A 22,374-nucleotide genomic window follows, 5' to 3' on the forward strand; every position below is an offset into this window, starting at 1 on the left:
CGGTCCCGGCACCTGGCTCGCGAGTGAGGCGACAGCAGCGCTCGCGTGGTTGAGAGGGAGTCGACGTGGCCTCGACCCAGCAGTCCCGTACCGCCCGCAAGACCTTCGTGCTCGACACGAGCGTGCTGCTCTCCGACCCGCGCGCGATGCTCCGCTTCAAGGAGCACGAGGTCGTGCTCCCGGTGGTCGTCGTCACCGAGCTCGAGGCCAAGCGGCACCACCCCGAGCTGGGGTACTTCGCGCGGCAGGCCCTGCGGATGCTCGACGACCTGCGGGTGCGCGAGGGCCGGCTCGACCGGCCGGTCGCGGTCGGCGACGACGGCGGCACCCTGCGGGTCGAGCTCAACCACACCGACCCGTCGGTGCTGCCGGCCGGGTTCCGGTTGGGGGACAACGACACCCGGATCCTCGCGGTCGCCTCGAACCTCTCCGCGGAGGGTCTCGACGTCACCGTCGTCAGCAAGGACCTGCCCATGCGGGTCAAGGCCTCGGCGGTCGGGCTGGCCGCCGAGGAGTACCGCGCCGAGCTCGCCGTCGACTCCGGCTGGACGGGCATGGCCGAGCTCGACGTGACGGTCGAGCAGATGGACGCGCTCTACGAGCACGGCCGGGTCGAGCACGCGGCGGCGGCCGAGCTGCCGTGCCACACCGGGCTCGTGCTGCTCTCGCCGCGCGGCAGCGGCCTCGGGCGGGTCGGCGCCGACAAGCAGGTGCGGCTGGTGCGCGGCGACCGGGACGCCTTCGGGCTGCACGGGCGCAGCGCCGAGCAGCGGATCGCGCTCGACCTGCTGCTCGACCCCGACGTGGGCATCCTCAGCCTCGGCGGGCGCGCCGGCACAGGCAAGTCGGCCCTCGCGCTGTGCGCCGGGCTCGAGGCGGTGATGGAGCGCCGCCAGCACCGCAAGGTCGTCGTCTTCCGGCCGCTGTACGCCGTCGGCGGCCAGGAGCTGGGCTACCTGCCCGGCAGCGAGGCCGACAAGATGGGGCCCTGGGCCCAGGCGGTCTTCGACACCCTCGGCGCGCTCGTGTCGACCGAGGTCGTCGAGGAGATCATCGACCGCGGCATGCTCGAGGTCCTGCCGCTCACCCACATCCGCGGGCGGTCGCTGCACGACGCGTTCGTCATCGTCGACGAGGCGCAGTCGCTCGAGCGCAACGTCCTGCTCACCGTCCTGTCGCGGATCGGGCAGAACTCCAAGGTCGTCCTCACCCACGACGTCGCCCAGCGCGACAACCTGCGGGTCGGGCGGCACGACGGCGTCGCGGCGGTCATCGAGGCCCTCAAGGGTCACCCGCTCTTCGCCCACGTCACCCTCACCCGCAGCGAGCGCAGCCCCATCGCCGCCCTCGTCACCGACCTGCTGGAGGGCCTCGAGCCCTGACCCCCGCACCGTCCGGGCGGTGACGGGCGGGGGAGACGCCCCGTCCGTCACACCCGCCCCACGGGTCGCGCGACAGCGCGACGATTTGCCTCGACCCCCGCGAGCGTGCCAGGCTGACCGAGCAACATCTCGGTTTGGTAACGCCCTCGACGGGGGTCGGGCGCTGCCAGGGGACCGCAGGGCCGATGACGGCCCCGGACCCGTAGCGGGAGCGTGCCGACCGGCGCGCCCGGCCGCCCGCGGTGTGGCACGACCCCGTCCTCCCGGCACGACCCACGACCGCACGGCGATCGCGCACGACCGCATCGCGACGAACGAGCAGCACGCAGGCGCCCCGAGGCGCGACGACAGGTAGGAGCAGCACGAGTGGCCCAGCGACACGAAGGACGACACCGCCAGCCCGGCCGGCACCGCGCCCCGCAGACCTCGCGCCGCCACCGGCTCGCCGCCGCCACCGTACGGCGCCCCGTGCTGACGACCGCCGCCGCCGTGGCCCTGCTGGGGGCGTCCGCCGCCGGGTACGCCAAGGCCGGCGAGGCCACCGGCACCCTCACCTCGAGCGGCGTGCCGTCCGCCGCCGTCGACCAGACGATGTCGGAGATCGGCAGCGCCCAACGTCAGGACGACGCCGAGCACCGCCAGAGCACCGCCGCCGCCGCGCTCAAGGCGCAGGCCGACCGGGACGCCGCCGCCAAGGCCAAGGCCGCCGCCGCGGCCGCCGCGGCCCAGCAGCTCGCCGCGCAGCGCCAGGCCGAGGCCCAGCGCGCCGCCCGCGAGGCGCAGCGCCAGCAGGTCCTTGCCGCCGCGCAGGACGACCCGCGCTCCGTGGCGCGGATGATGCTTGCCGACTACGGCTGGAGCGACGGCCAGTTCAGCTGCCTGAACTCGCTGTGGACCAAGGAGAGCGGCTGGCAGTACACCGCCACCAACGCGGGCTCCGGCGCCTACGGCATCCCGCAGTCGCTGCCGGCCTCGAAGATGGGGACCGTCGCGAGCGACTACCGGACCAACCCGGTCACCCAGATCACCTGGGGCCTGCAGTACATCAAGGCGTCGTACGGCACCCCGTGCTCGGCCTGGGCGCACAGCCAGGCCACCAACTGGTACTGAGCCGCACCCGGGGGGACACCCCACTTGTTGCCACTTTTCGCCGCTCGAGCGGGCCGGTCGCCGCGCGCCCGCCGGGCGAAAAGTGGCAACAAGTGGGGTGTTCTGCTCTCCCGGTCAGAGCTTGCGGAGGCGGACCCGGCGCACGGTGTGGTTCTCGCCCTTGGTGAGGACGAGGCTGGCCCGTGACCGGGTCGGCAGGATGTTCTCGGCGAGGTTGGGGCCGTTGATCTCGCGCCAGATGCGGCCTGCGGTCGCGCGCGCCTGCTCGTCGTCGAGGGCGGCGTACCGGTGGAAGTACGACGTCGGGTCGGCGAAGGCCGTCTCGCGCAGCCGCAGGAAGCGCTCGACGTACCACTGCTGCAGGTCGGCCGTCCGCGCGTCGACGTAGACCGAGAAGTCGAAGAAGTCGCTGACCGCCATACCCGTCCCGCGGTCGGCCCGCACGACCGGTCCCTGCAGGACGTTGAGGCCCTCGACGATGAGCACGTCGGGCTGCCGGACGACGACCCGCTCGCCCGGGACGATGTCGTAGACGAGGTGGCTGTAGACCGGCGCGCTCACCTCGGCCTTACCCGCCTTGACCTCGGCGACGAAGCGCAGCAGGGCCCGCCGGTCGTAGGACTCGGGAAAGCCCTTGCGGGACAACAGTCCCCGCCGCTCGAGCACGGCGTTGGGGAAGAGGAACCCGTCGGTGGTGACGAGCTCGACCTGCGGGGTGCCGGGCCAGCGCGAGAGCAGCTCGCGCAGCAGCCGCGAGGTCGTCGACTTGCCGACCGCCACCGACCCGGCGACCCCGATGACGAACGGGGTGCGCGGAGGGCGCTCGCCGAGGAAGTTGCTCGTGATCCGGTGCAGCTGACCGGTCGTGGCGACGAAGTAGTTGAGCAGCCGCGAGATCGGCAGGTAGACCTCCTCGACCTCGGTGAGGTCGATGGGGTCGCCGAGACCGCCGAGCCGGGCCAGGTCGGCGGCGGTGAGGTTGAGCGGGTGGTTCTCGCGCAGCCGCGACCAGGCGGCGCGGTCGAGCTCGACGTACGGCGACGGCAGGGACACCTTGGTCGCGGCGGCCGGGCCGCCGTGGTGGGTCGTCGTCACGGCGCCATTGTGTCGCACGCGCCCGCGGCTGCGCGGCGCCGCGGCCCGCGCGCCCTACGCTGGCCCCCATGTGCGGAATCGTCGGCTACGTCGGCCGGACCCTGGACGGACGCGCCCTCGAGGTCGTCATGGAGGGCCTCGCGCGCCTCGAGTACCGCGGCTACGACTCGGCGGGGGTCGCGCTCGTGGGGCCGGCCGCCGACGGGTCGGCGCCCCCGGTCGCCGTGGCCAAGCGGGCCGGCAAGCTGGCCAACCTGCGCTCCGAGCTGGAGAACCACCCGCTGGCGCCGGCGACGACCGCGATCGGGCACACCCGCTGGGCCACCCACGGCGGCCCCACCGACGAGAACGCGCACCCGCACCTCGGCGGCCCCGACGGGCGGCTCGCCCTCATCCACAACGGGATCATCGAGAACTTCCACGCCCTCAAGCAGCAGCTGCTCGCCGACGGCGTGACGTTCCGCTCGGAGACCGACACCGAGGTCGCCGCCCACCTCGTGGCCCGCGCCTTCGACACGACGGGCGACCTCACCGCGGCGATGCTCGAGGTGGTCGCCCACCTCGAGGGCGCCTTCACGCTGCTCGCCGTGCACGCCGACGCGCCCGGCGTCGTCGTCGGCGCCCGCCGCAACAGCCCGCTCGTCGTCGGCCTGGGGGAGGGGGAGAACTTCCTCGGCTCCGACGTCGCCGCCTTCATCGGCCACACCCGCGAGGCGATGGAGCTCGGCCAGGACCAGGTCGTCACCATCACCCCCGACGCGGTGAGCGTCGTCGGCTTCGACGGCACGCCCGCCGAGGGCCGGCGCTACCACGTCGACTGGGACGCCGCCGCGGCCGAGAAGGGCGGCTTCCGCTCCTTCATGGACAAGGAGATCGACGAGCAGCCGCAGGCCGTCGCCGACACGTTGCTCGGTCGCACCGACGCGGCCGGCGCGCTCGTCCTCGACGAGCTGCGCATCGACGAGGAGGCGCTCAAGCGGGTCAGCAAGATCGTCCTCGTCGCCTGCGGCACGGCGTCGTACGCCGGCATGGTCGCCAAGTACGCCATCGAGCACTGGACCCGCATCCCCTGCGAGGTCGAGCTCGCGCACGAGTTCCGCTACCGCGACCCGGTCGTGGACGACCGCACCCTCGTCGTCTCGATCAGCCAGTCGGGCGAGACGATGGACACGCTCATGGCGGTCAAGCACGCCCGCGAGCTCGGCGCGATGACCATCGCCATCTGCAACACGCACGGCTCGACGATCCCGCGCGAGTCCGACGCGGTGCTCTACACCCACGCCGGCCCCGAGATCGCGGTCGCCTCGACCAAGGCGTTCCTCGCGCAGATCACCGCGGTCTACGTCCTCGGCCTCTACCTCGCCCAGCTGCGCGGCGGCACCTACGCCGACGAGGCGCAGGCGGTGATGAAGGAGCTGCACGAGGTCCCGGCCAAGATCCGCACCGTCCTCGACGCGATGGGCCGGGTCCGCGAGATCGCCCGCTTCATGGCCGACAGCCCGGCCGTCCTCTTCCTCGGTCGCCACGTCGGCTACCCGGTCGCCATGGAGGGCGCGCTCAAGCTCAAGGAGCTGGCCTACATCCACGCCGAGGGCTTCGCCGCCGGCGAGCTCAAGCACGGCCCGATCGCGCTCGTCGAGCCCGGGCAGCCGGTCTTCGTCGTCGTCCCGTCGCCGTCGACCGAGCACGGCCTGCACGGCAAGGTCGTCTCCAACATCCAGGAGATCCGCGCCCGCGGGGCCCGCACCCTCGTCATCGCCGAGGAGGGCGACGAGTCCGTCGTCCCCTTCGCCGACGAGATCATCAGCGTCCCCACCGTGCCGACGCTGCTGGCGCCGCTGCTCACCGTCGTCCCGCTGCAGGTCTTCGCCTGCGAGCTGGCCAGCGCCAAGGGCCTCGACGTCGACCAGCCGCGCAACCTCGCCAAGTCGGTCACGGTCGAGTGACCAGCCAGGTCGCCGCGTGATCGTCGGCGTCGGGATCGACGTCGTCGACGTCGCCCGCTTCGGCGCGACGCTCGAGCGCACCCCGGCGCTGCGGACCCGGCTCTTCACCGACGGCGAGCGCGACCTGCCGCTCGCCTCTCTCGCCGCGCGGTTCGCCGCCAAGGAGGCCGTGGCCAAGGCGCTGGGCGCCCCGGCCGGCCTGTCGTGGACCGACGCCGAGGTCGAGAAGGACGCGTGGGGCAAGCCGTCCCTGCGGGTACGGGGCTCCGTGGCCGCCTGGGCGTCCGAGCTCGGGGTCGCGCGGTTCCACGTCTCGCTGTCGCACGACGCGGGCATCGCGTCGGCCGTCGTCGTCGCGGAAGGTGACCGAGCATGATCGAGGCGTACGCCGTCGCCGACGTCCGGGCCGTCGAGGACCTCGCCCGGGCGGACCTGCCCGAGGGCGAGCTCATGCAGCGCGCCTCGCGCGGGCTCGCCGAGGTCGTCCTCGCCCGGCTCGCCGACGCCGGCCACCGCCGCACCGGCGAGCCGCGGGTCGTCGTCCTCGCCGGCCGCGGCGACAACGGCGGCGACGCGCTGTGGGCCGCCGCGCACCTCGCCCACAGCGAGGTCGCCGTCGGCGTCGTCACCCTGGGCCGGCCCGCCGCGGGTGACGGCGACGACGCCGACACCGCCCGCGCCGCCGCGCTCGAGGCCGGGGCGGTCGTCCTCGACGGCGACGACCGGGCCGCCGGGGAGCAGGCCACGGCCCTGCTCGCCGAGGCCGACCTCGTCGTCGACGGCCTGCTCGGGATCGGCGGTCGGCCCGGTCTGCGCGACGACGCCCGCCGGCTCGTCGACGCCGTCCCCGACGACGCGTGGGTGCTCGCCGTCGACCTGCCTTCGGGCGCCGACCCGGCGGGGGAGAGCCTGCCCGACGACCTCGCGGCGCAGGTGATCGCCGACGAGACGGTGACCTTCTCGCTGGTCAAGCCCGTGCACCTGCTGCCCGCCACGGAGGCCGCCGTCGGCCGGCTCACGGTCGTCGACATCGGTCTCGAGGACGACGGGGCCGGTGAGGGTGGCGCGCTGCAGCGCTCGGGCGCCCGCCCGGTCGTCGAGCGGCTCACGTACGACGACGTGCGGGGCCTCTGGCCCGTCCCGGACGCCCACAGCGACAAGTACTCCCGCGGCGTCGTCGGCGTCGTCGCCGGGTCGGTGCAGTATCCCGGCGCCGCCGTCCTCAGCGTCCTCGGCGCCCTCGGCGCGGGACCGGGGATGATCCGCTACCTCGGCCCGAGCGACGTCCAGTGGCTCGTCCACCAGCGCGCCCCCGAGGTGGTCACCGCGGCCGGCCGCGTGCAGGCCTGGGTGATCGGATCCGGCTTCGACCTGGGGTCGGGGGAAAGCGTGGGGGCCGACGCCCTGGCCCAGCGCGAGCGCGCCCACGAGGCGCTGGCGAGCGACCTGCCCGTCCTCGTCGACGCCGGCGCCCTCGAGCTCGTCGACCGCCTCAGCGGCCGCGACGCCCCGACCCTGCTCACCCCCCACGCGGGCGAGCTGGCCCGGCTGCTGTCGACGCTGCGCGGCGAGGACGTCGACCGTCGAGCCGTCGAGGCGGCGCCGCTCGCGCACGCCCGGGACGCGGCGCGTCGTACGGGCGCCACCGTGCTGCTCAAGGGGTCGACGACCCTCGTGGTCGACCCCGACGACGGGGTCCCGGTGCGCGCGCAGCGCGACGCGCCCGCCTGGGTGGCCACCGCCGGCGCCGGCGACGTCCTCGGCGGGCTGTGCGGGACGCTGCTCGCCGCGGGACTGGCCCCCCGCGACGCGGGCTCGCTCGGCGCGCTCGTCCACGGCGTCGCGGCCGACCGGGCCTCGGCCGGCGGCCCGCTGCGCATCCTCGACCTGGCCGCCGAGGTCGGACCCGCGGTGCGGTCGCTGCTGTCCCGCTGAACCGGATTTGCCTTCCCTCCGTCTCTTAGGTGAGGCTTACCTCAGTGCCCCCCCGAGGCACGACCCCCATGACGGAAGGACCCCCCATGCTCCGCCGACGCGCCGTGCTCGCGGCCATCGGGGCCAGCGCGCTGGCCGCCACTCTCGCCGCCTGCGGCTCCACGACCGGTGAGGCCGCCGGCGGCGCCGCGGCCACCGACGGGGCCGGCGCGAGCGGCTCGATCGTCGTCTACAACGCCCAGCACGAGGACCTCGTCCAGGAGCTGGTCGACGGCTTCACCAAGCAGACCGGCATCCAGGTCACGCTGCGCAACGGCGACGACGCGGAGCTCGGCAACCAGCTCGTCCAGGAGGGCTCGGCCTCCCCGGCCGACGTCTTCCTCACCGAGAACTCGCCCTCGATGGACCTCGTCGCCGGCGCCGGCCTCTTCGCGCCGGTCTCGTCGACCGCCAGCGACGCCGTCCCCGCCGCCTACCGGCCCTCGACCGGCACGTGGACCGGCTGGGCCGCGCGCGCCACCGTCTTCGCCTACAACCCGTCCAAGGTGTCGTCGGGCCAGCTCCCGGCCAGCCTGCTCGACCTCGCGCAGCCGCAGTGGAAGGGCCGGTTCGGCATCGCCGCCGGCGGCGCCGACTTCCAGGCCATCGTCAGCGCCGTCCTCAGTCTCGAGGGCGAGGCGGCGACGCAGCAGTGGCTGACCGGGCTGAAGGCGAACGCCAAGGTCTACCAGGGCAACACGGCGATCATGAAGGCCGTCAACGCCGGTGAGCTCGACGCGGGCGTCATCTACCACTACTACTGGGCCAAGGACCGCGCCGAGTCCGGCGCCAACAGCTCCTCGGTCGAGCTGCACTACTTCGGCAAGCAGGACCCGGGCGCCTTCCTCAGCGTCTCCGGCGCCGGGGTGCTGAAGTCGGCGAAGAACCCGGCCGCGGCCCAGAAGTTCGTCGAGTTCCTCACGAGCAAGGCGGGTCAGGAGATCCTCGCGAACAGCTCGGCGCTGGAGTACCCCATCGCCAGCGACGTCGCGCCCGGCCCGAAGCTCAAGCCGATCGCCGACCTGCAGGCGCCGACCGTCGACGTCGCCGGCCTCAACGGCAAGCAGGTCGTGTCGATGATGCAGCAGGCGGGGCTCATCTGAGGGTGAGCGCCCCCGTCCTCACCCCCGGCCCGGTGGCCGGCGCCGCGCCCTCGGGCCGCGCCGGCCGCCGCGGCCTGCCCGCGTCCGGCGCCGGCCTGCTCGCGCTCGTCGTCGGGCTGCTCTCGCTCGTCCCGCTCGCCGTCGTCGTCCAGGCCCTCGCGACGACCCCGTGGGCGACGACCCGGGCGCTGGTGCTCCGCCCGCGCACCCTCGAGCTGCTCACCAACACGGCGGCGCTCGTCGGCGGCGCGGTGACGCTCAGCCTCGTCCTCGGGGTGGGCGCCGCGTGGCTCGTCACGCGCACCGACCTGCCCGCGTCCCGCTTCTGGCACGCCGCGCTCGTCGCGCCGCTCGCCGTCCCGGCCTTCGTCTCGGCCTACGCCTGGTCCTCGGTGCTGCCCACCGCCGACGGGTACGACGGCGCGCTGCTCGTCACGACGCTCGCCTACGCCCCGCTCGTCTACGTCCCCGTCGCCGCGGCCCTGCGCGGCCTCGACCCGGCGCAGGCCGAGGTCGCCTCCGCCCTCGGGCTCTCGCCCGCAGCGGCGTTCCGCCGGGTCACCCTGCCGCAGCTGCGGCCGGCGCTGCTCGGCGGGGCGCTGCTCGTCGCGCTGCACCTCGTCGCCGAGTTCGGGGCGCTGGCGCTGCTGCGCTTCCCGACGCTGAGCACCGCCGTCTACGACCAGTTCCGCTCGTCGTTCAGCGGCCCGGCGAGCACGTCGATGGCCGCCGTCCTCGTCGTCGTCAGCCTCGTCCTGCTCGGCGGCGAGCTCGGCCTGCAGGGTCGGGGCCGGTACGCCGCCGTCGGCCGGGGTGCGACCCGCCCCGTCGCCCCCGTCCGGCTCGGCGCCCGGCGGGTCCCCGCGCTGCTCGCGCTCACCGCGCTCGTCGCCGCCTCGGTGCTCGTGCCGCTCGTCGTCATCGGCCGCTGGTGGCTCGACGGCTCGTCCTCGAGCGTCGACCCCGGGCTGCTGCTCGGCACCGCCGCCTCGAGCCTCGGCCTCGGCCTGGTCGCCGCCCTCGTCGTCGTCCTCGCCGCCGTGCCGGTGGCCTGGCTGGCCGTGCGCCGTCCCGGGCCGCTGTCGGTGCTCGTCGAGCGCCTGACCTTCCTCGGCACCGGGCTGCCCGGCATCGTCGTCGCCCTCTCGCTCGTCACCGTCGGGCTGCGCGTCGTCCCGGGGCTCTACCAGAGCCCGGTGATGCTCGTGGCGGCGTACGGCGTCCTGTTCCTGCCCCGCGCGGTCGTCAGCCTCACCGCCGGCCTCAAGCAGCTGCCACCGGTCGTCGAGGAGGCGGCCGCGACCCTGGGGCTGCGGCCGCTCTCCGTGCTGCGCCGCGTCGTGCTGCCGGCGCTCGCGCCCGCGGCGGGCGCCGGCGCGGCGCTGGTCTTCCTCGGCGCCTCGACGGAGCTCACCGCGACGCTGCTGCTCTCCCCGCTCGGCACGCGGACGCTGGCCACCGAGTTCTGGAGCCACTCCAGCGCGGTGGAGTACGGCGCCGCGGCGCCGTACGCTGCCCTGTTGGTCCTGCTGTGCGCCCCGGCGGCCTGGCTCGTCGCCCGGGGCGGGAACGACGCGACGAGGAGGCTGCCGTGACGACCGCACCCGAGGTGAGCCCCGTCGCGCCGCCGACCCCGGCGACCGCGTGGCCCGCCGCCCCCGGCGCCGCCGTCGAGGTGCGCGGGCTCACCCACGCGTACGGCGCACGGCCCGTCCTCGACGGTCTCGACCTCACCGTCCGCGCCGGCGAGGTGACGGCGCTGCTCGGCCCGTCGGGCTGCGGCAAGACGACGCTGCTGCGCGTCGTCGCCGGGTTCCTGCGCCCCGACGCCGGCACCGTCACCCTCGACGGCGCCGAGCTCACCCGGGGCCGGCGGGTCGTGCCCACGGCCGGCCGCGGGATCGGCTACGTCCCGCAGGAGGGCGCGCTGTTCCCGCACGTCGACGTCGCCGGCAACCTCGCCTTCGGGCTGCCCCGATCCGGGTGGCGCGGCCGCGCCCGCGGGCACCGCGACCGGGTGGCCGAGCTGCTCGAGCTCGTCGGGCTGGCGCCCGAGCTGGCGTCCCGCCACCCGCACGAGCTGTCCGGCGGGCAGCAGCAGCGGGTCGCCCTGGCCCGGGCGCTCGCGCCGCGGCCGCGGGTCGTCCTGCTCGACGAGCCGTTCTCCTCGCTCGACACCGACTCGCGGCGCGAGACGAGCGCCGCGACCATCGCGGCGCTGCGCGCCGCCGGGACGACCGCCGTCCTCGTCACCCACGACCCCGACGAGGCGATGGCGCTCGCCGACCGGGTCGCCGTCCTGCACGCCGGGAAGGTGGCGCAGGAGGGCCCGCCGCAGGAGGTCTACCACCGGCCGGTCGACGCCGTCGTCGCCCGTGCCCTCGGCGAGGCGAACGTCCTCGCCGGCCGGCTCGTGCGGCCCGAGGAGGTCTCCTTCACCCGGGACCCGCAGGGCGACGCCGTCGTCGTCAGCACGACGTTCCACGGTCACGACCACGTGTGCGTCGTGCGGCTCGACGACGGGACCTCCGTCACCGCGCGCGCCACCGGCACCGACCTGCCCGCCGCGGGGGAGCGGGTGCGGCTCGACGTCGGCGCGCCGTGACCCGGGGGCCGGTCGGCGCACGCCGTCCGACCTGCCAGAATCGGTGGTCGTGACCCTGACCCCGCCCGAGGCGCGCCACCTGCCCGCCAGCGCCGTCGTCGACGCCCGGGCCATCCGCGACAACGTCCGGCGGCTGCGCGACTTCGTGGACTCCGCCGAGGTCATGGCCATCGTCAAGGCCGACGGCTACGGGCACGGTGCCGTCACCGCCGCGCGGGCCGCCCGCGCCGGCGGCGCGACGTGGATCGGCGCGGCGCTGCACTCCGAGGCCGTCGCGCTGCGCGACGCCGGGGTCGGTGGGCGCGTGTTCACCTGGCTGCACGTCCCTGGCACCGACTTCGCCGAGGCGGTGCGCCGCGACATCGACGTCAGCTGCTCGGGCCGCTGGGACCTCGACGAGGTCGCCGCCGGCGCGCGGGCCGCGGGCGGCACGGCGCGCGTCCACCTCAAGGTCGACACCGGGCTGTCCCGCGGTGGCGCCTACGGCCCCGACTTCACCGCGCTCGTCGCGCAGGCGCGCGCGCTCGAGGCCGAGGGCGTCGTCGAGGTCGTCGCCGTCTGGTCCCACCTCGTGGCCTCCGACGTGCCCGCGTCGCCGGTGACCCGGCAGCAGCAGGCGGTCTTCGACGACGCCGTACGGGAGGCGGAGCGGGCGGGGCTGCGACCGCAGCTGCGGCACGTGGCGAACTCCGCCGCCGTCGTGTCCGACCCGTCGCTGCACTACGACCTCGTGCGGCCCGGGATCGCCGTCTACGGGATCGCGCCGGCGCCGCAGGTCGCGACGTCCGCGCAGCTCGAGCTCACCCCCGCGATGACCCTCACCGCCCGGCTGGCGCTGGTCAAGCGGGTGCCCGCGGGGTCGGGGGTCAGCTACGGCCACCTCTACACGACGCCCACCGACACCGTCCTCGGGCTCGTCCCGCTGGGCTACGCCGACGGCATCCCGCGGCTCGCGACCAACTGCGGCCCGATCTCCGTCGGCGGGCGCACCTACCCCATCGCGGGGCGGGTCTGCATGGACCAGGTCGTCGTCGACCTCGGCCCCGACGCCACCGCCCGTGAGGGCGACGAGGTGGTCGTCTTCGGCCCCGGCTCCGGTGCGCCCACGGCGCAGGACTGGGCCGAGGCGACCGACACCATCGCGTACGAGGTCGTCACCCGGGTCGGCGCGCGGGTGCCCCGCGTCGTCGTGGGCCAGGAGGTCCTCGCCGCGGCCGACGGGGTCGCCTCGTGACACCGAGCCCCAAGGGCCTCATCGGCTTCGGGGTCGGCGTCGGGCTGGCCGGCGCCGCCACAGCCGCCGGGCTCGTCGCCGATCGGATGCACCGCCGCCGCGCCGAGGCCCTGGAGACCGGCGAGAGCCTCGTCGCCGTGCCGAGCCGCGAGCTCGTCGTCGTCGCCGGCGACGGGGTCCCGCTGCACGTCGAGGTCGACGAGCCGGTGGAGGACAGCGAGCGGACGGTGACCAGCGGGGACGCGACGGTGCCCAAGGCCACCGTCGTCCTCACCCACGGCTACTGCCTCAGCAGCGCCTGCTGGGTCTTCCAGCGCCGCGCCCTCACCCGCGCCGGTCACCGGGTCGTCGTCTGGGACCAGCGCGGGCACGGCCGCTCGGAGAAGGGCGACGCGGCGTCGTACACCATCGACCAGCTGGGCGACGACCTGCACCGGGTGCTCGAGCAGGTCGTGCCCGAGGGTCCGCTCCTGCTCGTCGGGCACTCGATGGGCGGCATGACGATGCTCGCCCTCGCCGAGCAGCACCCGGGCGTGGTCAAGGAGCGCGTCGGCGCGGCCGCCTTCGTCGCGACCTCCGCCGGCGGGCAGCCGCTCGCCGCGGGCGACGTCGCCGCGTCGATCGGGCGGGTGCTCATCGAGCGGCTCGGCCCGGCGACGGCCGGCGTGTTCGCCGACCGGCCCGAGCTGCTCAAGACGGTGCTGCGGGCCAACAAGGACCTCGCCGAGCACCTCGTCGAGCGGTACTCCTTCGCCTCGCCGGTGCCGCGCTCGGTCGTGCGGCTGGCCGCGTCGATGCTGCTCGGGACCGACCTGCGGGTCGTCTCGGGGTTCTCGCCGGCCTTCGCGACCTACGACAAGATCCGCGCGCTCGAGGCCTACCGCGGGGCCGACGTGCTCGTCTTCAACGGCGAGGACGACGTCCTCACCCCGCCCGCGCACAGCGAGGCGATCGTCCAGGTCGTGCCGGGCGCGGAGCACCTCGTGCTGCGCGACGCCGGCCACGTCATCATGCTCGAGCACCCGGACGTGCTCAGCGACCACCTCGTCGACCTCGGCGAGCGCACGGCGCGGGCCGCCGCCGAGGGGCTGGCGGCGCAGGACAAGCCGCGCACCCGGCAGGTGCTGACCAACGTCGCCAAGCAGCAGATCATCGAGCGGGCCCGCGAGCGGCGCCGGGCCCAGCGACGCGACCGGATCCCGGTGCCCCGCCGGGGCCGCGCCGTGCGCCGCCCGACGGAGGAGGCCGACGGTGCCTGACCCCGACCCCGCCCTGCGCACGGTCCTGGAGACCGAGCTGCCGACACCGGAGGCGACCCGCGCGCTGGGCACCGCCCTCGGCGGGCTGCTGCGCGCCGGTGACCTGCTCGTCCTCACCGGTGACCTCGGGGCCGGCAAGACCACCCTGACCCAGGGCCTCGGGGAGGCGCTCGGCGTGCGCGGCGCGGTGACCTCGCCGACCTTCGTCATCGCCCGCGTCCACCCGTCGCTCGGAGACGGGCCGCCGCTGGTCCACGTCGACGCCTACCGGCTCGGCGGCACGCTCGAGCTCGACGACCTCGACCTCGACGCGGGCGTCGAGGAGTCGGTGACCGTCGTCGAGTGGGGGCACGGCGTCGCCGAGCTGCTCTCGCCCGACCGGCTCGAGCTGACCCTCACCGTCGGCGAGGGCGAGGCCCGGCACGCGGTCCTCGGCGCCGCCGGACCGCGCTGGTCCGCCCCCGAGGCGGCCGCCGCCCTCGCGGCCCTCGCCGGATAGCCTGACCGCCGTGCTGCTCCTGGCCCTCGACACCTCGACGACGGCGATCACCGTGGCCCTGCACGACGGGTCGACGGTGCTCGCCGAGGCGACCACCCTCGACGCCCGCGGGCACGCCGAGCACCTCGCGCCCGGCGTGCAGCGCGTGCTCGCGCAGGCCGGCGCCGTCCCCGCCGACGTCACCGACGTCGCCGTCGGGCTCGGCCCGGGCCCGTTCACCGGGCTGCGCGTCGGGATCGTCACGGGGCGGACCCTCGCGCTCGCCGTCGGCGCGCGGGTGCACGGCGTCGGCAGCCTCGACGCGCTCGCCGCGCAGGCGGTCGCCGACGGGCTCGTCGGTGGTGGTGCGCTGCTGGTGGCCACGGACGCGCGGCGCAAGGAGGTCTACTGGGCGGCGTACGACGTCGTGCCCGGGCGCCCCGGCGGGGTGGAGCGCCGCGGCGAGCCGGCCGTGGGCCGGGCCGCCGACCTGCCGGACGACGTCCGGTCGCTGCCGACCGTCGGGCGCGGGCCGGGGTTGTACCCCGACGCGCTGACCCACGGGCTGCCGCTGCTCGACGTCTCCGCCGGGGCGCTGGCCTCGCTCGTCGCCGCCCGGCTCGGCGCCGGCGAGGTCGTCGACGAGCAGGAGGCGCTCTACCTGCGTCGGCCCGACGCGGTGCCGTCGGCCGCGCGGCCGTGAGCGGGTCGACGGGCGCGGTGGCGGAGGTCCCCTCGCGCGAGCGGGACGGGCGGGGCGTCGTACGGGCGCTGCGGTCCGTCGCCTGGCCGGACCTCGCGCGGCTGGCCGAGCTCGACGCCGAGCTGTTCGCGGACGACGCGTGGTCGGAGGCGACGTGGTGGGCCGAGCTCGCGGGGCGGCCGCGGCGCGACTACGTCGTCGCGGTGGACGCGTCCGGCGAGGTGCTGGGCTACGCGGGGGTCGACCTGGCGGGGGAGGTGGCCGACGTCATGACCGTCGCGGTCGTGCCCGCCGCGCGCGGGACCGGGCTCGGCGACCGGCTCGTGGGCTGGCTCGTCGCGCGGGCCGAGGAGAGCGGTGCCGAGGCGCTGCTGCTCGAGGTGCGGGCCGACAACGCGCCCGCCCGGCGGCTCTACGCGCGGCACGGGTTCGCCGAGCTGTCGGTGCGCCGGCGCTACTACCAGCCGGGCGACGTCGACGCCGTCATCATGCGGAAGCTGTTGTCGCAGAAGGGAACTGATCGTGGCTGACGAACCGCTGGTCCTCGGGATCGAGACCTCGTGCGACGAGACCGGCGTCGGGATCGTGCGCGGGTCGACGCTGCTCGTCGACGCCGTCGCGAGCAGCGTCGACGAGCACGCGCGCTTCGGCGGCGTCGTCCCGGAGGTCGCCAGCCGGGCGCACCTCGAGGCGATGGTGCCGACGGTCGAGCGGGCCTGCCGCGACGCCGGGGTGCGGCTCGCCGACCTCGACGCGATCGCCGTCACCTCCGGGCCGGGGCTCGCCGGCGCGCTCGTCGTCGGGGTCGCCGCCGCGAAGGCGCTCGCCGTGGGGCTGGGGAAGCCGCTGTACGGCGTCAACCACCTCGCCTCCCACGTCGCCGTCGACGTCGTCGAGCACGGGCCGCTGCCCGAGCCGACGATGGCGCTGCTCGTGTCCGGCGGGCACTCCAGCCTGCTCGTCGTCCCCGACGTCACCGCCGACGTGCGCCCGCTGGGGTCGACCATCGACGACGCGGCGGGGGAGGCCTTCGACAAGGTGGCCCGGCTGCTGGGGTTGCCGTTCCCCGGCGGGCCGCACGTCGACCGCGCGGCGCGCGAGGGCGACAAGGTGGCCATCGACTTCCCGCGCGGGCTGACGTCCGGCAAGGACCTGCAGCGGCACGAGTTCGACTTCTCGTTCTCCGGGCTGAAGACGGCGGTCTCGCGGTGGGTCCGGGCCCGCGAGGAGGCGGGCGAGCCGGTGCCGGTGCCGGACGTCGCCGCGTCCTTCCAGGAGGCCGTCGTCGACGTGCTCACCCGCAAGGCCGTCCGGGCGTGCGCCGACCAGGGCGTCGACGACCTGCTCATCGGTGGTGGCGTCGCGGCGAACTCGCGACTGCGGGCGCTCGCGCAGGAGCGCTGCGACGCGGCCGGCATCCGGCTGCGGGTGCCCCGGCCGGGCCTGTGCACCGACAACGGCGCGATGGTCGCCGCGCTCGGTGCGCTCATGGTCGAGCGGGGTCGGGAGCCGTCGGGGCTCGACCTGCCCGCCGACAGCTCGATGCCGGTGCAGCTGGTCCAGGCCTGACATCGGCGCGCCGGGCGGGTTGCTGGAACCCATCAATTGATGGACTTCAGCAGCGCGTGGGCGGGGCGGGTTGCTGGAACCCATCAATTGATGGATCTCAGCAGCGCGTGGGCGGGGCGGGTTGCTGGAACCCATCAATTGATGGACTTCAGCAGCGCGCCGTCACCCGCAGGGCAGCAGCCCCATCCCCTGCTTGAGCGCGAGGACCCGACCGACCGAGGCGTCGACCTTGGCCGCGAAGGCGGGGTCGGCGGCGTACCGGGCCTGCATCGACGCGGCCATCGCCTGCGCGGCGGACAGGCTGGCCGAGAGCACGATGTCGCCGCCGGCGTCGACGAAGCGGACCGCGCGGTCACCGGCCGGCACGGACGCCACCGCCGCGGCGACCCCGACGTCGTCGGTGACGACGACGCCGCCGTACCCCAGCCGTCCCCGCAGCAGGTCGGTGACGACCGTGCGCGAGAAGACCGCGGGCTGGGAGCCGTCGATCCGGGCGTACGTCGCGCTCGACACCATGACGAGCTGCGCGCCCGCCGCCACCCCTGTCACGAACGGCTGCAGGTACGCGTCCGTCGCCGTCGTCTGGGTGTCGGTCGTCCCGGCGCTCGAGGTGTCGGTGTTGGCGGTGATCCGGCCGAGCCCGGGGAAGTGCTTGACCGTCGCGACGACCCCGGCCGAGCGCAGACCCGTGACGAAGGCCTGCACCCCGCGGGCGACGGTCGTGGGGTCCGAACCGAACTGGCGGTCGTAGCGTCCGATCGGGCCGTTGCCGCGACCGAGGGCGGCGGGCACGGTGTCGGCGACCGGGGCGAGGTCGACGTTGACGCCGGCGGCCTTGAGCTGGCGGCCGATGGTGGCGCCGTACGACGTCGTGGCCGCCGCCCCCTGCGCGCCCATCGAGAGCGCGCTCGGGACCGCGGTGAAACCGGGCGGGCGCAGCTGGAGGACCTGCCCGCCCTCCTGGTCGGCGGCGACGAGCAGGCCGATGTCGGCGGTGCCCTGCGGGCCGGTCCGGCCCTGCACGTGCTGCGACGCGGCGGCGACGGTGCCCGAGCCGTCCCAGCCGCCGAGGTAGACGACGCCGCCGAGGTGCAGCGAGGTGATCGCGGCGTCCAGCGAGCGCTCGCCGTCACCCGAGAGCAGCCCGACCATGAGCAGCTGGCCGACCTTCTGGGGGACGGTGAGCCCGGCGGCGGCCCGGGTCGCGCAGCTGGCCGCGGCGGTGGAGGTGGGTGGGCGCGAGGTCGTGGGGGACGTCGTACGGGAGGTGGACGAGGGCGACGTCGTCGTGGACGAGGACCCCGACGAGGACCCCGACGAGGACCCCGACGAGGACCCCGACGAGGACGAGCCGGCCACCGAGGTCGTCGGCGCGGCGGTCCCACCGCCGGTGCAGGCGCTCGCCGTGAGGGCGACCACCGCCACGAGGCCGGCCAGGCGTGCGGTCGGTAGCGTCCTGCCCATGGGTCCCGACGCTAACCCGACGAGCCCGCCGCAGCCGGGGCGGCCCGCCGTACGGCGCCGGGTGGTCCTCGACGTCGACACCGGCGTCGACGACGCGTGCGCGCTGCTGCTGGCCGCCCTGCACCCGGGGCTGGACCTCGTCGCCGTCACCTGCGTGGGCGGCAACGCCGACGTCGACCAGGTCGTCGCCAACACGCTGCTCGTCCTCGAGGTGGGCGGTCGCGACGACGTGCCGGTCGCGCGCGGGGCGGCCCGACCGCTGCTCGAGGCGCCGGTGCACGCGCGGCACGTCCACGGTGAGGACGGGATGGCCGACCTCGGGTGGGCCCCGTCGACGCGGGCAGCCGACCCCCGCCACGCCGTCGAGCTGCTGCGCGACGTGCTGCTCGACGCGGCGCGGCCGGGTCCGGACGGCGAGGACCGGCGGGTCACGCTCGTGCCGCTCGCGCCGCTGACCAACGTCGCTCTGCTGCTCCGCACCCACCCGGAGGCGGCGGCCGGGCTGCGCGAGATCGTCCTCATGGGCGGCGCCGCGGACGTCGGCAACGCGACGGCGTCGGCGGAGTTCAACGTGTTCCACGACCCGGAGGCGGCCGCGCTCGTGCTCGACGCGGCGACCGACCTCGGGGTGCCGGTGACGATGTGGGGGCTCGACGTCTTCTACGGCGCCCGGGTGACGCGCGAGCAGGCGGAGGAGCTCGTCGCGGCCGGCGGGCGCGGGCCGGCCGAGCTCGCCGGTCGGCTGGTGCTGCACCAGTGCGACCGGTTCGCCGCCGACGACGCGACCATCGGCGACGCCGGGGCGGTCTGCGCCGTGGTCGACCCCGACGGCTACCGCAGCGAGCGCCGGCCGGTGCGGGTCGAGCTGACCGGGGCCTGGACCCGCGGGCGGACGATCGTCGACCGCCGCCCCTGGGACGGCGACGTCTCGCACGACCCGCACGGTCTGGCGCCCGCCCGCGTCGACGTCGCCCTCGAGGTGCTGGGGTCGCGGTACGCCCGGCTCTGGGTCGACACCGTCTCCGGGGCGACCGAGCCGGGCGACCCGAATCGGATTCGGGGCACTCGGCTCGGGTCCGGACGCGAGCCGAGCGCCCCGAACCCGATTCGCCGGGGTCGGGTCGGCCGGGTCGTCGTGGTCGGGGCGCCGGCGGCCGAGGTCACCGTGGTCGTCGACGACGCCCCGGGGGCGGGGGAGACCGTCACCGGCAACATGGTCCGGCGCTCGGTCGGTGGCCGCGGGCCGGCCCACGCGCGAGCGGCGGCCGCGGCGGGGGCCGGCGTCACGTTCGTCGGTCGGGTCGGCGACGACGCCGACGGTCGCGCCGTGGCGCAGGCCCTGCGGGAGGACGGGGTGGGGCTCGCGCTCGCCGTCGACCCCGCACGGTCCACGGCGACCCGGCTCGTCACGCAGGACGCCGACCTCGCCCAACGGGTCGTCGAGGTCGAGGGCGCCGCGGCCGCGCTCGAGGCCGGCGACGTCACCCCGCCCGGTGGGCTCGGACCGCAGGACGTCGTCGTCGTCTCGCTCGCCGCCCCCACGAGCGCCGTCCGCGAGGCGGCGGCCCGCGCGGGGCGCGCCGGGGCGCGGCTCGTGGTGCACGCGTCGCCGTACCGGCCCCTGCCGCCCGACGTCGCGGCTGCCGCGGACCCGCTCGTCGCGGGCGAGCGCGAGGCCGCGCTCGTCGCCGAGTCCGGCGTCCTGCCGGCGTCGCTGCTCGTCACGTTCGGGGCGGCGGGCTGCGTCTGGGACGCGAGCCGGTACGACGCCCCCGGCGCCCCGCCCGACCGCCCGGAGTCCTCGCCCGAGCGCGACGACGCCTTCGTCGGCGCGCTCGCCGCCGCCCTCGCGACCGGCGCGGACCGGGACGCCGCCGTCGCCGCGGCGATGCGCGCCGCGACCGCCTAGCGTCCGAGGTGGCGGCGGTCCCGACGGCCGAGCTCTCGGACGCAGCGGTGAGGTCGCGTCAGGCCGGGCGCACCAGGACGGCGTACGGCGTCCCCGTGAGACGGGTGACGACCAGCGTCCCCTCGGTGCCGCGGCCGCCCTCGGGCAGCCGCAGCTGGCGGCGCACGCCGTCGGCGTCGAGCGGGACGCCGCGGGTCTTGGCGGTGAGCCGCTCGACCCCGTGGTCGCGCAGCCGGGCGCGGACGGCCTTGACGTTCCAGGGGAGGGCGTCGAGGACGGCGTACCGCTGCGCCCACGGCACGTCCACGGCCGCCGACCCCGTGACGAAGCCGACGTCGCCGTCGAGCTCGCGGCCGTCGACCCGGTGGGCGAGCGCGCCGGTGAGGCCGGCGCGGGTGACCGCGCGGTCCGGCTCGTAGAGCCACGGGCCGAGGCCGGCCGGGTCGGTGAGCGGGGCCGGCGCGCCCACCGCGTCGGCCTCGCCGAGCTGGACCGGCGGGCGCCCAGGTCTCAGGACGAGCGCGGTGCGGCCACGTACCCGGGCCAGAGGCCCCCACCACACCGCGCACTCGACGACCTCGCCGGCCCAAGACGTCCACTGCGCCTCGGTGCCGGGCGGGACCGCCGAGTGCGGCATCGCGGGGGAGAGCTTGACCCCGGTGGCGCGGACGCGCGTCGCCAGCGCCTGCACCTCCTGCCAGGTCGGCTGCATCCGGTCGAGCGAGAAGACCCGGCGGGTGCGGCCGGTCGCGTCCGCGTGACCGGGCGTCCGACGCGCCGGGTCGAGCCACACCCCGGTGTGCTCGGCGGCGTCGCCGACCGGGAGCAGGACGTCCTCGAGCCGGCCGGGGGTGACGCTCGCGTCGGGCCAGTGCCGCAGGTTGACCCCGGCGACGACGGCGGTGACGTCGTCGAGCTCGACGGCGCGGACGGCGAGGTCGAGCCCGGCGAAGGCCATCGCGTCGGCGCCGATGCCGCAGCCGAGGTCGAAGACGGTCGCCACGCCGGCCTCGAGGTAGCGGGCGGCGTGGTGGGCGGCGACCTCGAGCCGGGTCGCCTGCTCGAGGCCGTCCGGGGTGAAGAGCATCTCCGCGGCGAAGTCGCCGAACTTGCCCGCGCCCTTGGCCCGCAGCCTCGACTGGGTCAGCGCGGCGGAGACGAGGGCCGGGTCGAACCCGGCGTCGCGCAGCCGCGCCTGGAGGCGGAGCTCACCCGCGGCGTCGTACGGCGGCAGGGACTGGAGCAGGCCCCATCCCTCGCCGCCCACGAGGAGGCTGATCGAGGCGAGGTCCACGCCGGCATCCTCCCAGACGCAGCCAGGGTGGACTCGACGCAGCGTCGAGCCACTTGACGTTGCGTGCACAGGGCGTCAACCGGCTGGACGCTGCGTCAAGCCGCCGGAGGGGACCCACCCGAATCGGATTCGGGCCACTCGGCTCGGGTCAGGACCGGAGCCGAGCGGACCGAATCCGATTCGCGGGGACTCAGCGGTGGCCGGCGACCGCGTGCGGGAGGTAGCCCGCGCCCAGCTCGGCGAGCTCGTCGTCGCTCAGCTCGAGGTCGACGGCGGCGACGGCGTCGCTCAGGTGCTCCGGCTTGGTCACCCCGACGATCGGCGAGGTCACCGCGTCCTGGGCCATGACCCACGCGAGCGCGACCTGGGCCGGCGAGACCCCTCGCCGCGAGGCCACGTCGAGGACCGTCTGCACGGTCGCCGCGTCCTCGTCGCGGTAGAGCGTGCCGCCGAACTCGTCGGTCTCGGTGCGCGAGGTCGCGGTGTCCCACGGCCGGGTCAGGCGCCCGCGGGCCAGCGGGCTCCACGGCAGGACGCCGACGCCCTGGTCGAGGCAGAGGGGCAGCATCTCGCGCTCCTCCTCGCGGTAGAGCAGGTTGTAGTGGTCCTGCATCGAGACGAACCGCGTCCACCCGGCGAGGTCGGCGGTGTACTGCGCCTTGGCGAACTGCCAGGCGTACATCGACGACGCCCCGAGGTAGCGGACCTTCCCCGACTGGACGACGTCGTGCAGCGCCTCCATCGTCTCCTCGATCGGCGTCTCGGGGTCCCAGCGGTGGATCTGGTAGAGGTCGATGTAGTCGGTGCCGAGCCGGGTCAGCGACGCGTCGACCTCGTGGAGGATCGCCTTGCGCGAGAGCCCGGCGCCGTAGGGGCCCGGCCGCATCCGGTTGAAGACCTTCGTCGCGATGACGACGTCCTCGCGCGGGGCGAGGTCCTTCAGGGCCCGGCCGGTGAACTCCTCGCTCGACCCGCCGGAGTAGGCGTTGGCGGTGTCGAAGGTCGTGATGCCGGCCTCGAGCGCCGCCTCGATGGTGGCGCGCGCGAAGGCCTCGTCCTTGACCCAGGGGTGCCCGCCGCGGGCCGGGTCGCCCCAGCTCATGCAGCCGAGGGTGACGGCGGAGACGACCAGGCCGGACTGTCCGAGACGGTGGTAGCGCATGTCCGTCGCAAGCCGCCGTACGGCGTCGCTGTTCCCCCCGACCCCAGATTTGGCACTCGACTTGACCGAGTGCTAACCGCGCTCCTA

At 75.8% G+C, this 22,374-nt stretch carries 19 protein-coding genes; 15 read left to right on the top strand and 4 right to left on the bottom strand.

The window, feature by feature from the left end:
- Positions 1–65: 65 nt before the first annotated feature.
- Together phoH2 and FB458_RS12005 are read left to right on the top strand one after the other, a co-directional pair.
- Entirely contained in the window at positions 66–1,382 is a 1,317-nt protein-coding gene (gene phoH2 / locus FB458_RS12000) for an RNA 5'-3' helicase PhoH2 (RefSeq protein ID WP_425460841.1), read from the top strand.
- A 366-nt stretch (positions 1,383–1,748) separates the two neighbouring features.
- A complete protein-coding gene (locus tag FB458_RS12005) occupies positions 1,749–2,492 on the top strand; it encodes an aggregation-promoting factor C-terminal-like domain-containing protein (protein WP_141848700.1) in 744 nt (247 codons plus the stop codon).
- 114 nt (positions 2,493–2,606) lie between these two features.
- Here FB458_RS12005 and coaA read toward each other — a convergent pair whose 3' ends face one another.
- Positions 2,607–3,587 (bottom strand): type I pantothenate kinase, encoded by a 981-nt coding sequence (coaA, locus tag FB458_RS12010; RefSeq protein WP_141848701.1) that lies wholly within the window; start codon positions 3,585–3,587, stop codon positions 2,607–2,609.
- Positions 3,588–3,655: 68 nt separating this feature from the next.
- Between coaA and glmS the strand changes: the two genes are divergently transcribed.
- From glmS to tsaD, 12 genes are all read left to right on the top strand, one after another.
- Positions 3,656–5,533 (top strand): glutamine--fructose-6-phosphate transaminase (isomerizing), encoded by a 1,878-nt coding sequence (glmS, locus tag FB458_RS12015; protein ID WP_141848702.1) that lies wholly within the window; start codon positions 3,656–3,658, stop codon positions 5,531–5,533.
- Positions 5,534–5,549: 16 nt separating this feature from the next.
- Positions 5,550–5,909 carry a holo-ACP synthase gene (locus FB458_RS12020; RefSeq protein WP_141848703.1) on the top strand — a complete coding sequence of 120 codons (360 nt, stop codon included), beginning with the start codon at positions 5,550–5,552 and terminating at the stop codon, positions 5,907–5,909.
- Entirely contained in the window at positions 5,906–7,468 is a 1,563-nt protein-coding gene (locus FB458_RS12025; protein WP_141848704.1) for a bifunctional ADP-dependent NAD(P)H-hydrate dehydratase/NAD(P)H-hydrate epimerase, read from the top strand. The genes FB458_RS12020 and FB458_RS12025 overlap by 4 nt, the downstream gene beginning before the upstream one ends.
- An 86-nt stretch (positions 7,469–7,554) precedes the next feature.
- A complete protein-coding gene (locus tag FB458_RS12030) occupies positions 7,555–8,610 on the top strand; it encodes an iron ABC transporter substrate-binding protein (RefSeq protein WP_141848705.1) in 1,056 nt (351 codons plus the stop codon).
- 2 nt (positions 8,611–8,612) lie between these two features.
- Positions 8,613–10,205, top strand: coding sequence for an ABC transporter permease (locus FB458_RS12035; protein WP_246061182.1), 1,593 nt, complete (start codon positions 8,613–8,615; stop codon positions 10,203–10,205).
- The gene (locus tag FB458_RS12040; RefSeq protein ID WP_246061183.1) at positions 10,202–11,215 is read left to right on the top strand and encodes an ABC transporter ATP-binding protein; all 1,014 of its coding nucleotides are present in this window, start codon (positions 10,202–10,204) and stop codon (positions 11,213–11,215) included. The genes FB458_RS12035 and FB458_RS12040 overlap by 4 nt, the downstream gene beginning before the upstream one ends.
- A gap of 49 nt (positions 11,216–11,264) precedes the next feature.
- Positions 11,265–12,449 carry an alanine racemase gene (alr, locus tag FB458_RS12045; RefSeq protein WP_246061184.1) on the top strand — a complete coding sequence of 395 codons (1,185 nt, stop codon included), beginning with the start codon at positions 11,265–11,267 and terminating at the stop codon, positions 12,447–12,449.
- On the top strand, positions 12,446–13,708 hold the full coding sequence (locus FB458_RS12050) for an alpha/beta fold hydrolase (protein ID WP_141848706.1): 1,263 nt from the start codon (positions 12,446–12,448) through the stop codon (positions 13,706–13,708). Before alr ends, FB458_RS12050 begins: the two co-directional genes overlap by 4 nt.
- A complete protein-coding gene (gene tsaE / locus FB458_RS12055) occupies positions 13,701–14,207 on the top strand; it encodes a tRNA (adenosine(37)-N6)-threonylcarbamoyltransferase complex ATPase subunit type 1 TsaE (protein WP_246061185.1) in 507 nt (168 codons plus the stop codon). The genes FB458_RS12050 and tsaE overlap by 8 nt, the downstream gene beginning before the upstream one ends.
- A 10-nt stretch (positions 14,208–14,217) precedes the next feature.
- A complete protein-coding gene (gene tsaB / locus FB458_RS12060; RefSeq protein WP_141848707.1) occupies positions 14,218–14,889 on the top strand; it encodes a tRNA (adenosine(37)-N6)-threonylcarbamoyltransferase complex dimerization subunit type 1 TsaB in 672 nt (223 codons plus the stop codon).
- A 68-nt stretch (positions 14,890–14,957) separates the two neighbouring features.
- Positions 14,958–15,419: a ribosomal protein S18-alanine N-acetyltransferase gene (gene rimI, locus FB458_RS12065; protein WP_246061555.1), complete on the top strand. Its 462-nt coding sequence runs from the start codon at positions 14,958–14,960 to the stop codon at positions 15,417–15,419.
- Entirely contained in the window at positions 15,412–16,458 is a 1,047-nt protein-coding gene (tsaD, locus tag FB458_RS12070) for a tRNA (adenosine(37)-N6)-threonylcarbamoyltransferase complex transferase subunit TsaD (RefSeq protein WP_141848708.1), read from the top strand. Before rimI ends, tsaD begins: the two co-directional genes overlap by 8 nt.
- A 162-nt stretch (positions 16,459–16,620) precedes the next feature.
- Here the strand turns inward: tsaD and FB458_RS12075 are convergent, their stop codons facing one another.
- Positions 16,621–17,610: a glycoside hydrolase family 3 N-terminal domain-containing protein gene (locus tag FB458_RS12075; RefSeq protein ID WP_246061186.1), complete on the bottom strand. Its 990-nt coding sequence runs from the start codon at positions 17,608–17,610 to the stop codon at positions 16,621–16,623.
- Here FB458_RS12075 and FB458_RS21345 point away from each other — a divergent pair.
- Positions 17,609–19,831 carry a PfkB family carbohydrate kinase gene (locus FB458_RS21345; RefSeq protein WP_246061187.1) on the top strand — a complete coding sequence of 741 codons (2,223 nt, stop codon included), beginning with the start codon at positions 17,609–17,611 and terminating at the stop codon, positions 19,829–19,831. The genes FB458_RS12075 and FB458_RS21345 overlap by 2 nt on opposite strands.
- A 58-nt stretch (positions 19,832–19,889) precedes the next feature.
- On the opposite strand, the gene FB458_RS12085 is transcribed toward FB458_RS21345, so the two are convergent.
- Both FB458_RS12085 and FB458_RS12090 read right to left on the bottom strand, forming a co-directional pair.
- Positions 19,890–21,125: a THUMP-like domain-containing protein gene (locus FB458_RS12085; protein ID WP_141848710.1), complete on the bottom strand. Its 1,236-nt coding sequence runs from the start codon at positions 21,123–21,125 to the stop codon at positions 19,890–19,892.
- 190 nt (positions 21,126–21,315) lie between these two features.
- Positions 21,316–22,287: an aldo/keto reductase gene (locus FB458_RS12090; protein WP_141848711.1), complete on the bottom strand. Its 972-nt coding sequence runs from the start codon at positions 22,285–22,287 to the stop codon at positions 21,316–21,318.
- Between the last annotated feature and the right edge of the window lie 87 nt (positions 22,288–22,374).

The sequence above is a fragment of the Lapillicoccus jejuensis genome, from assembly GCF_006715055.1.
Lineage (GTDB): Bacteria > Actinomycetota > Actinomycetes > Actinomycetales > Dermatophilaceae > Lapillicoccus > Lapillicoccus jejuensis.